This window comes from Flavobacterium sp. (assembly GCF_040383245.1).
In the GTDB taxonomy this organism is placed as follows: domain Bacteria; phylum Bacteroidota; class Bacteroidia; order Flavobacteriales; family Flavobacteriaceae; genus Flavobacterium.
Map to the genome: position 1 here is coordinate 57,208 of NZ_JBEIDX010000001.1, position 21,026 is coordinate 78,233.

The 21,026-nt window shown below is 34.4% G+C and carries 18 protein-coding genes; 9 read left to right on the forward strand and 9 right to left on the reverse strand.

The window, feature by feature from the left end:
- Positions 1–3: 3 nt before the first annotated feature.
- A complete protein-coding gene (gene rsmI / locus ABWO08_RS00255; protein ID WP_353082829.1) occupies positions 4–681 on the reverse strand; it encodes a 16S rRNA (cytidine(1402)-2'-O)-methyltransferase in 678 nt (225 codons plus the stop codon).
- Positions 682–1,644, reverse strand: a complete 963-nt coding sequence (locus tag ABWO08_RS00260; protein ID WP_353082831.1) for a DUF8457 domain-containing protein — start codon at positions 1,642–1,644, stop codon at positions 682–684.
- 187 nt (positions 1,645–1,831) lie between these two features.
- Between ABWO08_RS00260 and ABWO08_RS00265 the strand changes: the two genes are divergently transcribed.
- From ABWO08_RS00265 to ABWO08_RS00295, 7 genes are all read left to right on the forward strand, one after another.
- A complete protein-coding gene (locus ABWO08_RS00265) occupies positions 1,832–2,449 on the forward strand; it encodes a thymidine kinase (RefSeq protein WP_353082832.1) in 618 nt (205 codons plus the stop codon).
- 11 nt (positions 2,450–2,460) lie between these two features.
- Positions 2,461–4,905, forward strand: coding sequence for a bifunctional UDP-N-acetylmuramoyl-tripeptide:D-alanyl-D-alanine ligase/alanine racemase (locus tag ABWO08_RS00270; protein ID WP_353082834.1), 2,445 nt, complete (start codon positions 2,461–2,463; stop codon positions 4,903–4,905).
- 76 nt (positions 4,906–4,981) lie between these two features.
- The gene (mscL, locus tag ABWO08_RS00275; protein WP_353082836.1) at positions 4,982–5,377 is read left to right on the forward strand and encodes a large conductance mechanosensitive channel protein MscL; all 396 of its coding nucleotides are present in this window, start codon (positions 4,982–4,984) and stop codon (positions 5,375–5,377) included.
- A 160-nt stretch (positions 5,378–5,537) separates the two neighbouring features.
- Positions 5,538–6,527, forward strand: a complete 990-nt coding sequence (locus tag ABWO08_RS00280; RefSeq protein WP_353082838.1) for an aspartate-semialdehyde dehydrogenase — start codon at positions 5,538–5,540, stop codon at positions 6,525–6,527.
- A gap of 49 nt (positions 6,528–6,576) precedes the next feature.
- A complete protein-coding gene (locus ABWO08_RS00285) occupies positions 6,577–6,921 on the forward strand; it encodes a hypothetical protein (RefSeq protein WP_353082840.1) in 345 nt (114 codons plus the stop codon).
- Positions 6,922–6,968: 47 nt separating this feature from the next.
- Complete coding sequence (locus ABWO08_RS00290) at positions 6,969–9,347, forward strand: TonB-dependent receptor (RefSeq protein ID WP_353082842.1); 2,379 nt, start codon at positions 6,969–6,971, stop codon at positions 9,345–9,347.
- 12 nt (positions 9,348–9,359) lie between these two features.
- Entirely contained in the window at positions 9,360–9,926 is a 567-nt protein-coding gene (locus ABWO08_RS00295; protein ID WP_353082844.1) for a type 1 periplasmic binding fold superfamily protein, read from the forward strand.
- 59 nt (positions 9,927–9,985) lie between these two features.
- Here the strand turns inward: ABWO08_RS00295 and ABWO08_RS00300 are convergent, their stop codons facing one another.
- Positions 9,986–10,789, reverse strand: coding sequence for a TIGR00266 family protein (locus ABWO08_RS00300; protein WP_353082845.1), 804 nt, complete (start codon positions 10,787–10,789; stop codon positions 9,986–9,988).
- Between the two features lie 175 nt (positions 10,790–10,964).
- Between ABWO08_RS00300 and ABWO08_RS00305 the strand changes: the two genes are divergently transcribed.
- On the forward strand, positions 10,965–11,339 hold the full coding sequence (locus ABWO08_RS00305; protein WP_353082847.1) for a DoxX family membrane protein: 375 nt from the start codon (positions 10,965–10,967) through the stop codon (positions 11,337–11,339).
- A 31-nt stretch (positions 11,340–11,370) separates the two neighbouring features.
- Here the strand turns inward: ABWO08_RS00305 and mtgA are convergent, their stop codons facing one another.
- The 3 genes from mtgA to ABWO08_RS00320 all read right to left on the reverse strand — a co-directional run bounded on the left by mtgA (position 11,371) and on the right by ABWO08_RS00320 (position 15,053).
- On the reverse strand, positions 11,371–12,084 hold the full coding sequence (mtgA, locus tag ABWO08_RS00310; RefSeq protein WP_353082849.1) for a monofunctional biosynthetic peptidoglycan transglycosylase: 714 nt from the start codon (positions 12,082–12,084) through the stop codon (positions 11,371–11,373).
- Positions 12,085–13,197: an NAD(P)/FAD-dependent oxidoreductase gene (locus ABWO08_RS00315; RefSeq protein ID WP_353082851.1), complete on the reverse strand. Its 1,113-nt coding sequence runs from the start codon at positions 13,195–13,197 to the stop codon at positions 12,085–12,087.
- An 83-nt stretch (positions 13,198–13,280) separates the two neighbouring features.
- A complete protein-coding gene (locus ABWO08_RS00320) occupies positions 13,281–15,053 on the reverse strand; it encodes a 1-deoxy-D-xylulose-5-phosphate synthase (protein WP_353082853.1) in 1,773 nt (590 codons plus the stop codon).
- A 37-nt stretch (positions 15,054–15,090) separates the two neighbouring features.
- Between ABWO08_RS00320 and ABWO08_RS00325 the strand changes: the two genes are divergently transcribed.
- Positions 15,091–15,534 carry a nucleoside deaminase gene (locus ABWO08_RS00325; RefSeq protein WP_353082855.1) on the forward strand — a complete coding sequence of 148 codons (444 nt, stop codon included), beginning with the start codon at positions 15,091–15,093 and terminating at the stop codon, positions 15,532–15,534.
- A 3-nt stretch (positions 15,535–15,537) separates the two neighbouring features.
- On the opposite strand, the gene rpoN is transcribed toward ABWO08_RS00325, so the two are convergent.
- From rpoN to ABWO08_RS00340, 3 genes are all read right to left on the reverse strand, one after another.
- The gene (rpoN, locus tag ABWO08_RS00330) at positions 15,538–16,998 is read right to left on the reverse strand and encodes an RNA polymerase factor sigma-54 (RefSeq protein ID WP_353082857.1); all 1,461 of its coding nucleotides are present in this window, start codon (positions 16,996–16,998) and stop codon (positions 15,538–15,540) included.
- Between the two features lie 74 nt (positions 16,999–17,072).
- On the reverse strand, positions 17,073–18,509 hold the full coding sequence (gene asnS / locus ABWO08_RS00335) for an asparagine--tRNA ligase (protein ID WP_353082859.1): 1,437 nt from the start codon (positions 18,507–18,509) through the stop codon (positions 17,073–17,075).
- Between the two features lie 48 nt (positions 18,510–18,557).
- Positions 18,558–20,975 carry an efflux RND transporter permease subunit gene (locus ABWO08_RS00340; protein ID WP_353082861.1) on the reverse strand — a complete coding sequence of 806 codons (2,418 nt, stop codon included), beginning with the start codon at positions 20,973–20,975 and terminating at the stop codon, positions 18,558–18,560.
- Positions 20,976–21,026: the final 51 nt, after the last annotated feature.

A 21,026-nucleotide genomic window follows, 5' to 3' on the forward strand; every position in this document is an offset into this window, starting at 1 on the left:
TTATTACTTTGCATTCTTGCCACCAACTACGGCAACAATTTCTCCTTTTGGAGGTTTTGCTTCAAAGTGTTTTAGCACTTCTGCAGCAGTACCACGAACGGTTTCTTCATGTAATTTAGACAATTCTCTAGAGATAGACACCGGTCTATCTGAGCCAAAATACTGAACGAATTCGGTTAAGGTTTTAACTAATTTATGTGGGGAAACATAAAAAATCATGGTTCTTGTTTCTTCGGCTAAAGCCAAATAACGCGTTTGTCTTCCCTTTTTTTCGGGTAAAAACCCTTCAAATATAAAGCGATCGTTGGGCAAGCCACTATTTACTAATGCAGGAACAAATGCTGTTGCGCCGGGCAAACAATCGACTTCAATATTATTTTCAACACAAGCACGAGTTAATAAGAAACCGGGATCCGAAATTGCTGGCGTCCCAGCATCGCTAATTAAAGCTATAGTTTCACCACCTTTTAATCGTGCAATTAAATTCTCCACCGTTTTGTGTTCGTTATGCATGTGGTGGCTATGCATATGAGTAGCAATTTCGAAATGTTTTAGCAATTTTCCACTCGTTCGGGTATCTTCTGCTAAAATCAAGTCGGCTTCTTTTAGAACTTTTATGGCTCTAAAAGTCATGTCTTCAAGATTTCCAATGGGAGTTGGAACAATATAAAGTTTTGACATTTAGTTAAATTTGTTCTTCACAATTTCCATAAATCGCTCTGCATATTCTTCGCTTCCTACCCAATTTTCGTAATCGGGTTTGATGATTTCTTCAATAAAATCAATGGCTTCTTCTTTGGTTGTAAACGAATTTAATTGCGATAATACACGGTTGTAATCTTCGGCACTGTCGTCAAATAAATGCTTAACAAAAGCAATTCTGTCGTTCATTCCAATGTTTATTGCTTTCGAATGTTGGTCGTTTAACGACAATGGTTTTTCTTCAATTACTTCTATTAAAGAACTAGGAATTACCACATCATTAGGTTTAACAAATTCAGGTTCGTTAAAACTTTCTCCTAATAAATCTTCAAATGAGATTTGTCTTGATTCTATTTTATTTGACTCTACCGTTTTAGTATTTGGCTCAAATAGTTCTTTATCTTCATTATCATCTTCATCTTCTGATTCTTCAAATGAGCCTTCTAATTCAAATATTGGCTCAAAATGGATCGCATTTTCAAATTCCTCTTCGTCTTCAGCTTCTTCACTGTCGTCCTCATCTTCCTCATTTTCATCCTCTTCATCTTCCTCATCACTTTCGTCCTCCTCTTCCTCTAAATCCTCATCACTTTCGTCAAGGTCTTCTTCCTCGATTTCCTCTTCATCATCAATTTCTTCATCTTCGTCAACTTCTTCCTCAAGTACTTCTTCCATTTCTTGAGCAGCAACTACAACTTCTTCAACAGGAATTTCTTTAATTTCCTCTTGAATAATTTCCTCAGCAGCTAATTTTTCTTCAAGTTCTTCTTGAGAAACCTCCGATTTTACTTGTTCGTAGTTATCGCCATAAAATTTTAATACAGCTAAAGTTTCATATAATTTTCTAGTTTCTAAATACAATTGGTCTACCTCCGATTTATTTTTTAATTTTAATATTCGGTGCGCAATACTTATTAATTCGGATTCTAATCTTTTTTTCATGACTTTTGAAATTTGGGTAACTAGCTATTTTAGTGTAATTTTATAAAACTTTATTTTGTTAAGGAAAGAAACAACCTTAATAAATATTTTCTACATTTGAATCGTCGTAAATATATAAAATATTTAGGGCGTTTGTTTCATACAAAGTAATAAAAACAATTCCTTTTTTAAGGTCTAAATTTACAAAATGTTTCTAGAAAATACCGTAAATCATAAAGAACAATTTGGCTGGATAGAAGTTATCTGTGGTTCTATGTTTTCGGGAAAGACCGAAGAACTCATCCGCAGGTTGCGCAGAGCGCAATTTGCCCAACAAAAAGTAGAAATATTTAAACCATCTATTGATGTTCGTTACGATGAAGAAATGGTAGTTTCACACAATAAAAATGAGATTCGTTCCACTCCAGTTCCTGCAGCTGCCAATATTGCAATTTTGGCGCAAGGTTGTGATGTGGTCGGTATTGACGAAGCACAGTTTTTTGACGATGAAATTGTAAAAATTTGCAATGATTTAGCCAATTCTGGTGTGCGTGTAATCGTAGCGGGATTGGATATGGATTTTAAAGGAAACCCTTTTGGGCCAATGCCTGCATTAATGGCAACAGCCGAATATGTTACTAAAGTGCATGCCGTTTGTACCCGCACCGGAAATTTAGCAAATTATAGTTTTAGAAAATCCGACAGCAATAATCTAGTACTTTTGGGTGAAACCGAAGAATACGAACCATTAAGTCGCGGGGCCTATTTTAGAGCCATGCGCGATAATATGGAAGTTAACGATCCGGAGCAATTATCTGGAGAATAAAAAAATAGAATTTGACGCTATCCATTCGAAATATCATTCCAATTCTTAAAGCCAAATTTATTGGTAAAAACGAAGTGGCAATTATTGATTCTATTTCTATAGATAGTCGGTCGTTGCAAAACAGCGGCAGCACCTTATATTTTGCTTTGCTAGGACCAAATCACGACGGGCATCATTATGTAGCCGAATTGCTTGAGCAGGGAGTTACCAATTTTGTGGTGACTTACATTCCTTCTAATCTTCAAGGGAAAGCCAATTTTTTAGTGGTTGAAAATACGCTTCAGGCTTTGCAATCTTTTGCAGCTGCCTATCGTAGTGATTTTGATTTTCCGGTTATTGGAATTACAGGAAGTAACGGAAAAACCATCATTAAAGAATGGTTGAATTTCTTATTAAGTCCTGATTATAATATTATTCGTTCCCCTAAAAGTTACAACTCACAAGTTGGGGTGCCACTTTCGGTATTGGGAATTAACGAAAAGCACAATCTCGGAATTTTTGAAGCCGGAATTTCTACTACCAATGAAATGGTAAACCTGCAACGAATTATAAAACCAACTGTCGGAATATTTTCAAATATTGGTTCGGCTCACGACGAAGGGTTCCATGATGCAGGAGAAAAAATAAAAGAAAAATTAAAACTATTTAGTTCGGTTGATGTTCTAATTATGAACAAAAACCGCACGATTGAAGCCTTTCTAAATCCCAAAATAAAAACATTCACTTGGAGCTCCGATGATGGCAAAGCCGATGTTTTTGTAATTGCCAAAGAAAGTCCCGACAAAACGGAACTTAAAATAACGTATAAAAAACTGTGTTTTACGATTACCATTCCGTTTGCAGATCAAGCTTCTATAGAAAATGCATTGCAATGTTTGATGGTGCTGTTGTATTTCAATTACGATCAAGATATCATTCAGCAGCGCATGTTGCAATTGTATCCGGTTGAAATGCGATTGAAAGTAAAAAACGGGAGCAACAATACAACTCTTATCGACGACAGTTACAGCTCGGATTTCCAATCGTTAAAAATAGCCTTGGATTTCCTAGAAAGTCAAAAGCAATTCAAAAAGAAGACACTTATTTTATCGGATATTTTTCAAAGCGGATTGGTTACCGAAGAATTGTATTCAAGAGTTTCTCATTTAATTGTTTCTAATAAAATTAACCGAGTGATTGCCATCGGGAAAACTATTTCGGGATATAAAAGTAAGTTTCCAAATTGCCTCGCTTTCGAATCAACTGAGAAATTTCTAGCCGCAATTGAAACAATTCCTTTTGAAAACGAAACTATATTAATTAAAGGAGCACGTCACTTTTCATTTGAAGAAATCGTTTCTTATCTCGAAGAGAAAACGCACGAAACGGTTCTTGAAATTAATCTGAATGCCATCAGTCATAATTTGAATTTTTATAAATCTAAATTAAATCCAGAAACCAAATTAATGGTTATGGTTAAAGCTTTTGGTTACGGAAACGGCGGATTTGAAATTGCCAAATTGTTATCACACCACAAGGTAGATTATCTTGGTGTGGCTTTCGCCGATGAAGGAATTGCACTGAGAACGGCAGGAATCAGTTTGCCAATTATGGTAATGAATCCCGAAAGCACAAGTTTTTCGGCGATCATTCAGCACCAACTAGAGCCCGAAATTTATTCTATTAAAGGGTTAACGGCTTTTTTAAAACTTGCCGAACAAAAGAAACTAAAGAAATTTCCAATTCATATAAAATTGGATACCGGAATGCACCGATTGGGATTTGAAGAAGAAAATGTACCGGAGTTAATTTCGAAATTAAAAGACAATAACACCGTTGAGGTGAAAAGTATTTTATCGCACTTGGCCGCAAGTGACGACATGAAACATATTGATTTTACGCTTTCGCAAATTAAATTATTTGAAAAATTAGCTTCTGCTATTAGTGAAGAATTAAACATAAAACCAATTCTACATACTTTAAATACTTCTGGAATTTCTAATTTTCCACAAGCGCAATTGGATATGGTTCGTTTAGGAATAGGACTTTACGGAGTTTCTAACGACGAAGACGAACAAAAATTATTGGAAAATGTAGGAACTCTAAAATCTATTATTTCCCAAATAAGAACCATCCAAGCCGGAGAAAGCGTGGGCTACAGCCGAAGATTTATCGCAGACAAGCCAACTAAAATTGCCACGATTCCGATAGGTTATGCTGACGGAATTTCACGCCATTGGGGTAATGGAGTGGGTTATGTGCTTATTAAAAACAAAAAAGCACCTATTGTGGGCAGCATTTGTATGGACATGCTCATGGTTGATGTTTCGGAAATTGATTGTAAAGAAGGAGCCGAAGTGATCCTATTTGGAGAAAACCTTAGTGTGTCTTTTATGGCAAATCAACTAACTACGATACCCTACGAAATCATGACAAGTATCTCTCAAAGGGTAAAAAGGGTATTTTGTCGAGAATAATTACAAATTTCATTTATTGATTCAATTTTTTTTATATTTGAGTTACACATAGTATTAACCAAATAAAAAAAGAATTATGTTAAAAGAATTCAAGAATTTTATCATGACGGGCAATGTTGTAGAATTTGCAGTTGCTGTTATCATGGCGGGAGCGATTGGTGCGGTTGTCATTGGATTTGTTGGTGACATTATCATGCCGGTTGTAGGTCATTTTTCTGGCGGAATGGACTTTTCGTCTATGGCTTACACGCTAGATGAAGCCAGCAAAAAAGCTGATGGCACTGTAATTCCTGCAAATGTGATTGCCCTTGGTAAATGGATTAACACTATTATTAGTTTATTAGTGGTTGGATTTGTGATGTTTCTCATCGTTAAATCGTACAACAAAATGAAAAAACCAGAAGTTGCTGCTGCTGCAGGACCTTCACAAGAAGAATTGCTTACCCAAATTAGAGATTTATTAAAAAAATAATAAAGCTACTACCTAAATAAAACCTACTAAAAACGGCCTCCAATTGGAGGCCGTTTTATTTTTTATTTTACTACTAAATTTTATTTCAAAACTAAAACAAAAAGCAAATTTCTGTTTACTTTTGTTTTTTGAAATAAGTCTTTAATATAATTCAAATAATATGAGAGTTGCAGTTGTTGGCGCTACCGGTATGGTTGGTGAAGTAATGCTTCAAGTTTTAGCAGAAAGAAATTTTCCGGTTACCGAGTTAATTCCGGTGGCATCCGAGAAATCGGTGGGAAAAGAAATCGAGTGGAAAGGAGCCAAATATAAAGTGGTAGGCCTTGAAACGGCGGTCGCTATGCGTCCCGATATTGCTTTGTTTTCAGCTGGTGGAGAAACTTCTTTAGCTTGGGCTCCAAAATTTGCGGAAGCGGGAACTACCGTTATCGACAACTCCTCGGCTTGGAGAATGGATGCAACCAAAAAATTAATCGTTCCCGAAATCAACGCCTCTCAATTAACTAAAGACGACAAAATTATTGCAAATCCAAACTGTTCTACCATTCAAATGGTATTGGTATTGGCTCCTTTGCATGCGAAATATAAAATCAAACGCGTTATTGTTTCTACCTATCAATCGATCACCGGCACGGGAGTAAAAGCAGTGCAGCAACTAGAAAATGAATACGCTGGAGTGCAAGGCGAAATGGCCTATAAATACCCAATTCACCGCAATGCGATTCCGCAATGTGATAGTTTTGAGGCGAATGGTTACACCAAAGAAGAGATGAAATTGGTGAAAGAAACCAAGAAAATATTAAGCGATAATTCGATTGCAGTTACGGCTACCGCGGTTCGTGTGCCAATTGTAGGCGGACACAGTGAGGCGGTAAATATTGAGTTTGAAAACGACTACGAAGTAAACGACATTCGTTCGATATTACAACAAACCGATGGTGTAGTTGTGCAAGATGATTTGGATGCTTTTTCCTATCCAATGCCTTTATTTGCCCAAGGTAAAGATGCCGTATTTGTAGGTAGAATCCGTAGAGATGAAAGCCAAGCCAATTCTTTAAATATGTGGATTGTTTCGGATAATTTAAGAAAAGGAGCTGCTACGAACACCATTCAAATAGCGGAGTATTTAGTGGCACATCAATTGGTATAGTGCTTTATTAATGACTGTTTTTTTCTTTTTTTGATTTATATTTGTATCGATGAAAAGTAAGTATGCGCTAATAAGTATGATTTTTGGGTTGGCAATAGTGTTCGCAATAACGCTGCAATCCGTGCATTCTTATGATCATATCACTCGTGCTTTTTCAGAGAAGCAGTGTCACCACAAATATGCTGCAAACAAAACAGAAATTGGCCACAGTCACCACGATTCAGACCATTGTTTTGTTTGTGAGTTTACTTTGAGCTCTTGTTCTCAAATAATACTTGAGGATTATTTTTTAAAAACCCATTCTTTTTTTAAAAAAGTAACGTTTTTTCATTCAACTGAAAATATTTCTTTTTTCTCAGGATGTATTTATTCACTTCGAGGACCTCCACTTTAATTGTTTATTTCGTTTTAATTTAACGTAAACAATTCAAAGAAAAATAAATGCAAAAAATCATAATGTTTTTTTGCTTATTGTGTCTTGCATCTAATTACGGTCAAAACACAGTAAGTGGAAAAATAGTAGATGAAAATGAAAAACCGCTTGAAAAAAGTCATATTCATATTTCTTCTAAATCAACTGTTAGTAATAGAAATGGAGTTTATTCAATAAACGACATTCCATTTGGTCCTACAAAATTTTTAATAAGTTATGTGGGTTATCAATCTATTGATACTATCATTACTGTAACTCAAAATCAAGTCATTAATTTTAAATTAAGGCAAAAAGCGGAGCGTTTGAATGAAATTGTAATAAAACACAAAGATAATTATTACAACAATACCGTGTCTGAGCAAAAAATTAAGGAGACAGTAATAGAAAAGTATAGTAGTCAGTCTTTGGCTAATGCTTTGAAAGAAGTTTCAGGAGTTTCAATTTTGAAAAGTGGTAGTACTATAGCAAAACCTGTTATTAATGGATTGCATAGTAGTCGTGTTCCAATTTATAACAATAATGTAAAAATAGAAGATCAACAATGGGGTGTTGAACACGCTCCAAATTTTGATATAAATTCGGCAGGAAAAATTACAGTTTTAAAAGGCGCATCTGGACTACAATATGGCGGTGATGCTATTGGAGGAATTGTTGTTATCGAGCCGATTAGTATTAAGAAGGACACGCTATTTGGAAAAGCATTAACCACTTTGGAGAGTAATGGTAGAGGTGGAACAATTTCAACTAGTTTGCATAAAGGTAATTTTTGTGATTGGAGTTGGAACGTTCAAGGTAGCTTTAAATATTATGGAGATAGACAATCTCCAAGTTATAATTTATCAAATACAGGAAATAGAGAAGCCAATTTTTCTGGTGATATAAAATACATCGGAAAGAAATATGATTTTTCTGCTTTTTATAGTTTGTATAATGCTACAATAGGAATTTTGAGTGCATCACATATTGGTAATGTAAATGATTTATTTAATTCAATTAATAATAGCATACCTTACATCGTGAATGATTTTGATTATTCAATTAAAAATCCAAAGCAAAAAGTGATGCATCATTTAGCTAAATTGAATTATAATTTCAATTTTAATGATAATGAAGTTCTGGGTTTGCAATATTCTTTTCAATTTAATAATCGAAAAGAGTTTGATTTGAGAACCGGAATTCAAGATTCAAGACCAGCTCTTGATTTGAATTTAATTACACACACCTTTAATGCTGATTACAAACTTGTAAATGGAGATTGGGATTATAAACTTGGAGTTTCAAGTTCGTTTCAAAATAATACGGCTAGTCCAAATACAGGTGTTAGGCCTTTAATTCCAACTTATGACAAGGTTGATGCTGCAGTTTATGGAATTGTTGATTATCATTTTTCTAGTGATTTTTCTGTTGAGTTTGGTGCACGTTATGATTTTTCATCAATTCAAGCGACAAAATTTTATTTGAAATCAAGATGGGATGAAAGAAATTATAGTCCAGATTATAATGATTTTATTATAGGTGATTTTGGAAATCAATGGTTGACTAAGCCACAATTTTTGTTTCATAATCTTTCAGCTAGTTTGGGAGCACAATATTCATTTGGTTCAGATTATGATTTGTATTTCAATCTTAGTCGTGCAGTTAGAAATCCTAATCCATCAGAATTTTTCAGCGATGGTTTGCATCATTCTAGTGGCATGATTGAATTGGGAGATTTAAGAATCGTTAGTGAAAAGTCAAATAAAATCAGTACTTCACTTCAGAAAAAGTGGAATAATTTAGCTGTAAATATTGGACCATTCCTTAATTACATTGAAGATTTTATTTTTTTAAAACCAGTTGGTTTTGAAACAACTATTCGCGGTGCTTTTCCGGTTTGGGAATTCAACCAAACCAATGCTGTTTTAACAGGTGTAGATTTTAATTCACAATGGAAAATAACTAAATACTTTCAACATAAATTGATGATATCTTTTGTTAATGGAGCAGACATAACAAATAATGAATCACTAATAGATATGCCTCCATTAAATATTAATAATCGTGTTCAATTTAACAAAAAAGAATGGAGTAATCTAAAGTTAGAATTACAAAGTGAAATAGTTTTCAGACAAAATCAATTTCCAAATAATAACTTTATTTCAAATATTGTTGTTGATGGAAATTTAGTGCCAGTTGAAATAGATATCAGTTCACCGCCTCAAGCCTATAATCTTTTGCATTTTTCTTCTGATGTTAATTTTAAAACATCTAAAAATTCGTTTACAACCATAGGTCTTTCGGTATTTAATATATTTAATACTAAATACAGAGACTATTTAAACAGACAACGTTTCTATGCCGATGATTTAGGTAGAAACATTCAAATTCAAGTAAAAATTAATTTCTAAAATATTAAAAAAATGAAAACATTTAAATTTACAAATAAACTATTCTTATCTCTTTTTGCAGTTGCATTAATTTCTTGTAGCGATGATGATACATCAGCTCCTATAAATGAAGAGGAGGTAATTACAACTGTTAGAACAACATTAGTTGGAGGTGGTCAAACAATAACACTATTATCTACAGATTTAGATGGTGGTGACGGACCAAATCCTCCAGTTGTATTCGTTTCAGGAAATTTAACAGCCGGAACTACCTATACAGGTTCAGTTGCTTTCTTGAATGAAACAGTAAATCCAGCTGATGATATTACAACTGAAGTAGAAGAAGAAGGTGTAGATCACCAAATTTTTTATCAAGCACCTGCATCAATTGGTACTTTTACCTATACTGATACTGATGCAAATGGTAAACCTATAGGACTAGATTTTACTTTGGTTACTGCTTCTGCTGCAACAGGTGATCTTACGGTAACACTTAGACATTTGCCGAATAAATCTGCTGCTGGAGTTTCAACAGGTAATATAGCAAATGCAGGAGGATCAACAGATGCACAAGTTAAATATCCTTTAGTTGTTAACTAATAATAAACCAATTTAATTTAAAAAGGTTATTCTTTGATTTAGAATAACCTTTTTGTTTTTTAAAATCTATTATCACCGTCTAATAATCTCCCAATTCCACCAAGAAGACTTCCTTCTTCTTTAGAACTTCCGCCAGCTCTCGGAGCTGAAGCAATAATTCTATCGGCAAGACGACTAAAAGGCAATGATTGAACATAAACTGTTCCAGGTCCGCGAAGTGTTGCGTAAAACATTCCTTCTCCTCCGAAAATTGTATTTTTAATTCCGCCAATAAATTCAATGTCGTAGTCCACATCTTTTGTAAATCCTACTATGCAACCTGTATCAACTTTTAAAACTTCTCCAGCTGATAATTCTCTTTTAGCTAAAGTTCCGCCTGAATGTACAAAAGCCATTCCGTCTCCTTCTAGTTTTTGCATAATAAAACCTTCACCGCCAAAAAGACCTCGACCTAGTTTTTTAGAAAATTCAATTCCAACAGAAACACCTTTTGCTGCACACAAAAAAGCATCTTTTTGACAAATGAATTTTCCTTGAAATTGACGTAAATCTATCGGAACGATTTTTCCGGGATAAGGAGAAGCAAAACAAACTTTACTCTTGGTATTATTCTGATTTAAATAGGCCGTCATAAAAAGGCTTTCGCCGGTCAAAACTCTTTTTCCTGCAGAAAGTAATTTCCCAAAAACGCCACCTTGATCTTGGCCTGAGCCATCGCCAAAGATAGTTTCCATCTTGATTCCGTTGTCCATCATCATAAAACTTCCAGCTTCTGCAACGACAATTTCTTGAGGATCAAGCTCTATTTCTACATATTGCATTTCTTCACCAAAAATTTGGTAATCTATTTCGTGAGCTTGCATAATTTCAATTTTTAAGATTATTACTATTAGATAATTATTTAAACAAAAAGTTACAATGAAGATAATAAAAACAAATCAAATACAGAAATGTTTAAAAAATTAAGTTTTAAAATATTTATTATATAAAAAATTAATTATATTTTTACCATATTACTAACCAATAAAATAAATATTTATGAATTCAATGTTTACAAAAATTGTTAGAATACTATTAGGAATTATACTTCTAGTTTTTGGAGCTAATAAGTTTTTTGGCTTTATTCCTTTGCCAGAATTGCCTGAACATGCAAACAATTTTATGACCTCATTAGGTGCAACCGGTTATGTGCTTAAAATAGTTGGAGTATTAGAAATCGTTATTGGAGCCTTACTTCTTATGAAAAAGTGGGTTGCTTTTGCTTTAACTTTATTAGCGCCAATATCAATTAACATTCTATTATTTCATTTGTTTTTAGATGTAAATGGTATCGGAGGAGCACTATTAGTGACTGTTTTAAATGGAATTTTAATTTATAAATATTGGACACATTATAAATCGTTATTTCAATAAATTAAAAAGCTTCCATTATCGGAAGTTTTTTTTAGTATTCTAATTTACCAATATGATTCATAACTCTTACAATTTTTCTTTTTCTTTTTTCAATGTAAGAAGAAGAATTGGACGCTTTGTATTTTCTAGGATTGGGAAGAATTGCTGCAATTCCTGCTGATTGCATTTTGGTTAAATTGTCGGCTTTGGTATTGTACCAATATTCGGATGCTGCTTCCACTCCATAAACCCCTTCTCCCATTTCTATCGAGTTGAGGTACACTTCCATAATGCGTTCTTTTCCCCAAACGATTTCAATTAATATTGTGAAATAGGCTTCTAGTCCTTTTCTTACATAACTTCGTCCTTGCCACAAAAACACATTTTTCGCCGTTTGTTGGGATATAGTACTGCCACCTTTTAGTTTTCGGCCTCTTTCGTTATTTCTAAATGCTTTTTGCATGGCTTTAAAATCAAATCCGTAATGAGTTAAAAAAGTTCCGTCTTCACTTGCAATTACCGCTTTTTGCATGTTGGTTGAAACCTCTTCAAGTGGCACCCAAGTATGACTGCATGTCATTTCTTTTCCTGCAAATTTTTGTTCCAACGCTCGCGTTACCATTAATGGTGTAAATGGCACCGGTACCCATTTAAAGAGGATTACTAAAAACAAGGATATTCCAAAAAACCAAAGCATTGCTTTCCAAAGAAATGTTTTTAGTTTTTGAAAAAAGGTTGAATTGGAATTGTCTTTTTTTGCTGCCATTTATACTAAATCTGCTAGTTCTTTTCCTATTAAACTTCCTATTGCAACACCCATTCCACCTAATCGAACTCCACAATATACATTATTGGATAGTTGAGAAACAATCGGATTTTTGTGTGCTCCAATGCCCATAATGCCACTCCAACGGTGTGCAATTTGAAACTCTTGGTTTGGTAAAATTACATTTTTTAATAAGTCTTCCAATTTATTCTGAATTTTTTCTGTCTGCGATAAATTGGTGGTGGTTTCTCCTTCAAAATCTAAATTTCTGCCGCCTCCCAGTAGAATACGATCTTCAAAATTTCTAAAATAATAATATCCTTTATCTAAATGAAAGGTACCTTTGATGTCTAAATTGGCAATAGGCTCCGTAATTAAAACTTGTGCACGAGCGGGTTTCACTTCATTATTTGTAAGTTGCGAGGCAAAACCATTGGTAGCAAAAAGCAATTTTTTAGTATTGAAAGAGTAGTCGTTTACAACCAATTCTACCGAATCATTTTTGTCTGTATAGGAGGAAACTTCTGCTTGATTCAAAATTAAAATATCTTTCGAAGTTGCTTCTTTAAGTAAAGCTTGCATCATGTTTCCGGTGTCTATTTGTGCTTCAAACGGATTGAAAAACGAGTATTCTTTTATGTTTGCAAAGGCAAATCGATCAACCTCTTTTGAAAATACATCGGCTTTAAATAGCGGCTTTAATATTTCATTTAAAAAAGGCATTTTCTGCAAACATTCGCTGTAAGTTGCATCGTCATCTTGAAGAAATAATTCATAACCTCCGTATGGTTTGAAATCAAGCACGGCATCGCCAAGTCTTTTGCGAAGCAGTTGCAAGCCGGTCCAGCGTTTTTGCACTAACTGAATGACTTCTTCTTCGGAGTGCGTTTTTAGGTCGTCTATTAGTTCAGACAAACTTCCAAAACAGGCGAATCCTGCATTTTTTGTACTGGCTCCTTGTGGTAAAATTCCCTTTTCGAGGATCAGTATTTTACTCTCTGGAAATCGTTCACGCAATTCTATTGCGCAATGCAATCCTACAATTCCGCTGCCCACAATAGTGAAATCAACATTAGAAAACCAATTTTTTATTTCCCAATAACTTAGTTGCATGGAAGCTAATTTTTGCTAATTTAAATAAAACTAATAACCTGACAATTTAAAATTACTTCCTAATTTTCTTCTTTTTTATATTTTTAAGAAAGAATTTGAACTACTGCATCTACATCAATACCACAAATTTTTTGAAGCTCTTCAATGGTGCCATGTTCTATAAAAGAATCGGGAACCCCAAGCGTTTTAATTTTATTGGTATACTTATTTTGAGTAGCAAATTCAATTATGGTACTTCCAAAGCCGCCTTTTACAGCGCCATCTTCAAGAGTAATAATAGTTTCAAAAGAAGTAAAAATTTCATGTAAGAGACTTTCGTCTAATGGTTTTACAAATCCAAAATCATAATGTGCTGCAGTAGCATTTGAAATTTTTTGCAAAGCCAAAGTCACATTATTTCCAATAAAACCAGTTGATAAAACGGCCGTTTTAGAACCGCTTTTCAGCAAATGAGCTTTCCCTATTTCTATTTTTTCAAATGGCTTTTTCAAAATTTGAACTTCTGAATTTGGATATTTTCCACGGCCACGAGGATAACGAATGGCAATCGGATGATCCAATCCTAACGACGCGGTATAAAGAATATTTCTTAAATCGATTTCATCTTTAGGAGCATAAATAATTAGATTCGGGATACAGCGTAAATAAGCCAAATCAAAAACGCCATGGTGCGTTGCTCCGTCTTCTCCAACCAATCCGGCTCGGTCCAAACAAAAAATTACGGGTAAATTTTGTAGCGCTACATCGTGAATCACCTGATCGTAGGCGCGTTGTAAAAAGGTAGAATAGATATTACAAAAAACTACCATTCCCTGCGTTGCCATTCCTGCAGAAAGTGTCACCGCATGTTGCTCGGCAATTCCCACATCAAAGGCTCTTTCAGGAAAGGCATCCATCATGTATTTTAAAGAACTTCCACTTGGCATGGCAGGCGTGATTCCAATTATTTTTTCATTGGCTGCAGCCAATTCAACTAAAGTCAAGCCAAATACATCTTGAAATTTTAAAGGTAAATTTTCTTCCGATTTGGGATGGATTTCACCAGTTGTTTTGTCAAATTTTCCGGGAGCGTGGTATTTTACTTGGTCTTCTTCTGCTTGTTGTAAGCCTTTACCTTTGGTAGTTAAGATATGAAGAAACTTAGGACCTTTTACTTTTTTTAATCGTTCTAATTCTGATATTAACTTGGGTAAATCATGTCCGTCTATTGGCCCCGAATAATCAAAATTTAACGACTTAATCATGTTGTTTTGCTTCGGATTTTTTCCTTCCTTAACCGAAGTCAAATACTGTTTTAAGGCACCCACACTCGGGTCAATTCCTATGGCATTATCATTTAAAATAACCAATAAATTAGCATCGGTAACTCCGGCATGATTTAAGCCCTCAAAGGCCATTCCACTTGCTATGGAAGCATCTCCAATTACTGCAATATGGTGTTTATTTTCGCCTTTAAGTTGGGAGGCAATTGCCATTCCAAGTGCTGCCGAAATAGAAGTAGAGGAGTGGCCCACACCAAAAGTATCGTAATTACTTTCGCTGCGTTTCGGAAATCCTGAAATACCACCAAGTTGTCTGTTAGTATGAAATTTATCTTTTCTTTCGGTAAGAATTTTGTGCCCATACGCTTGGTGTCCTACATCCCAAACCAACAAATCTTCGGGGGTGTTGAATACATAATGCAAGGCAATAGTTAATTCTACCACACCTAAACTTGCGCCCAAATGCCCTTCTTTTACAGAAACTACATCAATAATAAAATCACGCAATTCTTTTGCCAATTGAGGCAATTGCGCGGTTTCCAATTTTCTTAAATCGGTTGGGTTGTTAATGTATTGGAGTAATTTATCAGACATGTAGCAAATGTACAAATTGAATTCTTATTTTTGTGGTATGGAAAATATTTTCACCGACGAATACTTCATGAAAAAAGCTTTGAACGAAGCAGAAATTGCTTTTGAAAAAGGTGAAATTCCGGTTGGCGCCGTGATAGTGGTGGCCAATAAAATTATTGCTCGAAGTCATAATTTAACCGAATTATTAAATGATGTTACTGCTCATGCCGAAATTCAATCGATAACTGCAGCGGCTAATTATTTAGGAGGAAAATATTTAAAAGACTGTACTTTGTATGTAACTCTTGAGCCTTGCCAAATGTGTGCCGGAGCACTTTATTGGAGTCAGATTTCTAAAATAGTTTTTGGCGCTCGCGATGAACAACGCGGATATATTGCTATGGGAACGACTTTGCATCCTAAAACAATTGTAAATCATGGGGTATTGGCAGCGGAATGTGCAGAGTTAATGACTCGTTTTTTTGCCAAAAAAAGATCCTAAATCTTATATTTTTTTACGCATTCTAGCCACTGGAATATCCAGTTGCTCACGGTATTTTGCAATGGTTCTTCTTGCAATAGGGTACCCTTTTTCTTTTAAAATTTCGGCCAGTTGATCATCGGGAAGGGGCTTATGCTTGTCTTCTTCTTCGATAACATTTTGCAGTATTTTCTTTATTTCTAATGTTGAAACATCTTCTCCCTGATCATTTTTCATGGCTTCAGAGAAAAATTCTTTAATTAGTTTTGTGCCATACGGGGTATCCACATATTTGCTATTTGCCACCCTAGAAACGGTAGAAATATCTAATCCAACCATGTCGGCAATGTCTTTAAGAATCATTGGTTTTAAACTGGTTTCTTCACCGTCTAAAAAGTATTCTTGTTGAAAATGCATGATGGCATTCATGGTTACAAATAGGGTTTCTTGGCGTTGTTTTATTGCGTCAATAAACCATTTGGCCGAATCTAATTTTTGTTTTATAAACTGCACAGCTTCCTTTTGAGAATTCGACTTATCGCGCGATTCTTTATAGGTTTGCATCATCTCTTGGTAGTCTTTTGAGACGTGAAGCGAAGGTGCATTTCTTCCGTTAAGAGTAAGTTCTAGTTCACCATCATTAATTCGGATAGCAAAATCGGGAACTATGTTTTCGGTAATTTTATTATTTCCAGTAAAAGATCCACCCGGTTTAGGGTTTAATTTTTCAATTTCGTGGATGGTCTTTTTTAATTGCTCTTGCGAGATGCCATATTTTTGAAGCAATTTATCATAATGCTTTTTGGTAAATGCTTCAAATTGGTTTTCAATAATATCCATAGCCAAGGCAATGTCTTGATTTGGCGTTTTATGTTTTAATTGTAACAATAAACACTCTTGCAAGTCGCGAGCACCAACTCCAGAAGGCTCTAGTTCGTGGATGACATGCAGCATGCGCTCCACATTTTTTTCATCGGTATAAATACCTTGAGTAAAGGCCATATCATCTACAATATCTTGAACTGTTCTACGGATGTAGCCCATGTCGTCGATACTTCCAACCAAAAATTCGGCAATTTCACGATCGGAATCGTCAAGAATAAAGGTATTTAATTGGTTGATTAAATCTTGATGAAAACTAACAGGTGAGGCAAACGGATTTTCTCTTTCTTCTTCCTCGCTATAATTGTTGGCTTGTAATTTATAGTCGGGGGTTTCATCGTTGCTTAAGTATTCATCAATATTAATGTCGTCTGTTTCAATGTTATCGCTTCCTTCATAATCATCATAATCCTCATTGTCAAACTCGTCTTTTTCATAGATTTCTTCTTCTTCTTTACCAGATTCTAAAGCAGGATTTTCATTCATCTCTTCAAGCAATCGTTGTTCAAATGCCAATGTAGGCAACTGAATTAACTTCATCAACTGTATTTGTTGTGGAGATAATTTTTGAGATAGCTTAAATTGTAAATTTTGCTTTAGCATTTTTTTTGTTTAATAGTTTAAAGATTGAAGTTTCAAATTACCGAACTGACAACCACTTGAAAACATAAACAATTTTAAAACTCTGCGTTCTGTGGTGTTCTTGGAAACGGAATTACATCTCTAATATTAGTCATTCCGGTTACGAATAAAACCAAGCGCTCAAATCCTAATCCGAAACCTGAATGTACTGCCGAACCAAATCTTCTTGTGTCTAAATACCACCAAAGTTCTTCTTCTTCAATTCCAAGAACTTTCATTTTTTCAACTAGCACATCGTAACGCTCTTCTCTTTGAGATCCACCTACAATTTCACCAATTCCTGGGAAAAGGATATCCATAGCGCGAACGGTTTTTCCGTCTTCGTTTAAACGCATGTAAAATGCTTTAATATTTGCAGGATAATCAAATAAGATTACGGGACATTTAAAGTGTTTTTCAACTAAATAGCGCTCGTGTTCACTTTGTAAATCGGCACCCCATTCGTTAATAATATAGTTGAATTTTTTCTTTTTATTTGGAGTACACTCTCTTAAAATGTCAATTGCTTCAGTATAAGAAACGCGTTTGAAATTATTTTCTAAAACGAAATTTAACTTTTCAAGCAAGGCCATTTCACTGCGTTCTGCTTGAGGTTTTGACTTTTCTTCGTCTAATAAACGATCTTCTAAAAATTTCAAATCGTCTTGGCATTTATCCATGGTGTATTTAATAACATATTGGATAAAATCTTCTGCCAAATCCATATTATCATTTAAATCATTGAACGCAACTTCAGGTTCAATCATCCAAAATTCTGCTAAGTGACGAGAAGTATTCGAGTTTTCTGCACGAAAGGTTGGCCCAAAAGTATAAACTTGACCTAATGCCATAGCATAAGTTTCAGCTTCCAATTGTCCGGATACCGTTAAGTTGGTTTCTTTCCCAAAGAAATCTTCTTTATAGTTTACTTTTCCGTCTTCGGTTCTTGGCGTTCCGTCAAATGGCAAAGCCGTTACTTTAAACATTTCTCCGGCTCCTTCAGCATCAGAACCAGTGATGATGGGTGTATTTACATACACAAATCCTTTTTCTTGAAAGTAATTATGCACAGCAAATGATAATACCGAACGCACTCTCATGATGGCTCCAAACATATTGGTACGCACACGTAAATGCGCATTTTCACGAAGAAAATCCAAACTTGGTTTGTTTTTTGGCTGAATTGGGAATTTCTCCGCATCGCAATCTCCCAAGATTTCAAGTTTAGAAACTTGTATTTCATATTTTTGACCAGCACCTTTACTTTCAACCAATTCTCCGGTTACAGAAACTGCAGCACCTGTGGTAATTCTTTTTAGAGTTTCTTCTGAAGTGTTTTCAAAATCAACTACACATTGAATATTGTGAAGGGTTGACCCATCATTTAAAGCTATAAATTGATTGTTTCTAAAAGCCCTAACCCAACCTTTGGCATTTACTTCCTTTAGTGTTTCATTGCTGTTTAATAAGTCTTTTACTTTTGTGCTTTTCATTTTTAATTTTTTAGAAAATACGATTCTTAGTACAAATATAAATTAATTTTATTTTTTTTGAATTTCCTCTTCCTCGTTATCTTCTTGTGATCTAAGGATATTCATTACAGGTTCTTCGATGATGTCTTGCTTCCCGCTCCATTTTTCGGTTGTTAATACTAACGCAGGTAACACTAATAAATTGGCAAACATTGCAAAGGTAAGAGTAACCGAAATTAATCCACCAAGTGCTATGGTACCACTAAATCCAGAAAGAGTGAATATTGCAAAGCCGAAAATTAATACTATCGAAGTGTAGAAGGTACTTACGCCTGTTTCGTGCAACGCACTGATAACAGATTTTTTAATTTTACCCTCGTTTCTTATTAAATCATGACGGTATTTTGCCATAAATTGGATGGCATTATCAACAGATATTCCGAAGGCAATACTAAATACTAAAATAGTTGATGGTTTTAACGGAATACCGAAATAACCCATTAAGCCCGAAGTGATACACAACGGCAAAATATTGGTAACCACCGATGCAAAAATCATTTTCCAAGATCGGAACATGTAGGCCATTAAACCAGCAATAAGTAATATTGCAAAAATCAAGGATTCAATAAGATTTTCAACCAAATAAGTAGTTCCTTTTTGAAATACTAAAGCCTTCCCTGTTAGCGTAATAGTGTATTTATCAGTTGGAAAAATTTGATCGATTCTTTTGTGAAGTCGTTGCTCAACTCTTGCCATTTCTTCGGTTCCAATATCTTTCATGAACGTGGTGATTCGGGCATATTGCCCGGTTGAATCTACATAACTTTTCATAAGATTTTCTTTCGAATTTTTTGTGGCATTTTTGGCATAACTCAGTATGAATGCTTGCTCTTGTGAAGTTGGCAATTCATAATATTCTGGATTTCCATTGTAGAAAGCTTGCTTAGAGTATTTTACTAAATTCACAACAGAAACTGGTTTTGATAATTCTGGAATGCTATCGATGGTTTTTTGCAACTCATCCATTTTTCTCATCATTGAAGCTTTCATCACTCCTTTTTTGCGCCCGGTATTTATCATTATTTCTAAAGGCTGAACACCATTAAATTCTTTTTCAAAGAATAATATATCTTTAAAAAACGAAGCGCTTTTTGGCATTTCGCCAATCAAGCTTCCCGAAACTTTCATTTGGGAAACCCCAATTACACTAAAAATCAACAGTAAGCCATAAATGAAATAAATGGTATTTCTTTTATAGCGAACAATTTTTTCAACCCAATTTAATATGGAAGATAGGTAGTTTTTAGTTAAATGATAAAGGTGTCTTTCTTTTGGTACTGGCATGAAGCTATACACAATAGGCACTACAACCAGCGTTAGTAAATATACCGTGATGACATTTATAGAAGTAACCAATCCAAATTCATAAAGCAAATCATTTCCAGTAATCATGAAAGTGGCAAATCCTATTGCGGTAGTCATGTTGGTCATTAAAGTAGAAACGCCAATTTTAGAAATTACCCTTTGTAAAGCTTTGGCTTGATTGCCATGTGTTTTAACTTCTTGTTGGTATTTGTTGATCAGGAAAATACAATTGGTGATTCCAATTACAATGATAAGCGGCGGAATAATTGCCGTTAAAATGGTAATTTTATAATGAAATAATCCTAAGGTTCCGAAGGACCACATTACTCCAAAGATTAATATGCAAATCGAAATAAATGTAGCGCGAAAAGATCGGAAAAACATGAAAAATATTAAGGAAGTGATAAACAAAGCGGCTCCAATAAACAGGCCGATTTCTCCCTTCATGTTTTCAGTATTTATTGTTCGAATGTAGGGCATTCCAGAAACCTTCAAATCTACATTAGTTTCTTTTTCAAATTTATCAACCGCAGGAACCAATACATTTAGAATGAAATTTTTTCGAATTGGTGAATTCACCATTTTTTTATTCATGTACAATGCGGCACGAATACTTCCTGATTTTTTATTGAATAAAAGGCCTTCGTAAAAGGGCAAATCATTAAATAATTCATTTTTTATTCCGGTTAAATAGGCACTGTTATTTTCTTGAGCAGGATTTATTAAAGGAACCAATTGAAACTTTTGGTTGATGGTATCTTTTTCTAATTTTTTCAAATTACTTATAGATACTACCAACTCAATTTCTTTATGTGCTTTTAGATTTTGCACCATTTTATTCCATGCAGCAAAGGCTTTTGGAGTAAAAAAGGCATCGTCTTTAATTCCAATAACAATAAGATTTCCTTCTTCGCCAAAGGTGTTTAAAAACTGGGTATACTCTTTATTTGCAGGGTGATCTTTTGGTAATAAGTTGGCCTCATTATAGGTCATTCCTACATTTTTCCATTGAAAAGCAAGAAAAACGGTAAGTAAAAATAAGATTACTAAAATTGTTACTCTATTTCTGAGTACAATTCCAGCAATATATTCCCAAATACCAGCTTTTATTTTCTTTTTCATGAGTAAAATTAAACGGAAACAAAGGTAATTAAAACACACGAATTGCAAAGT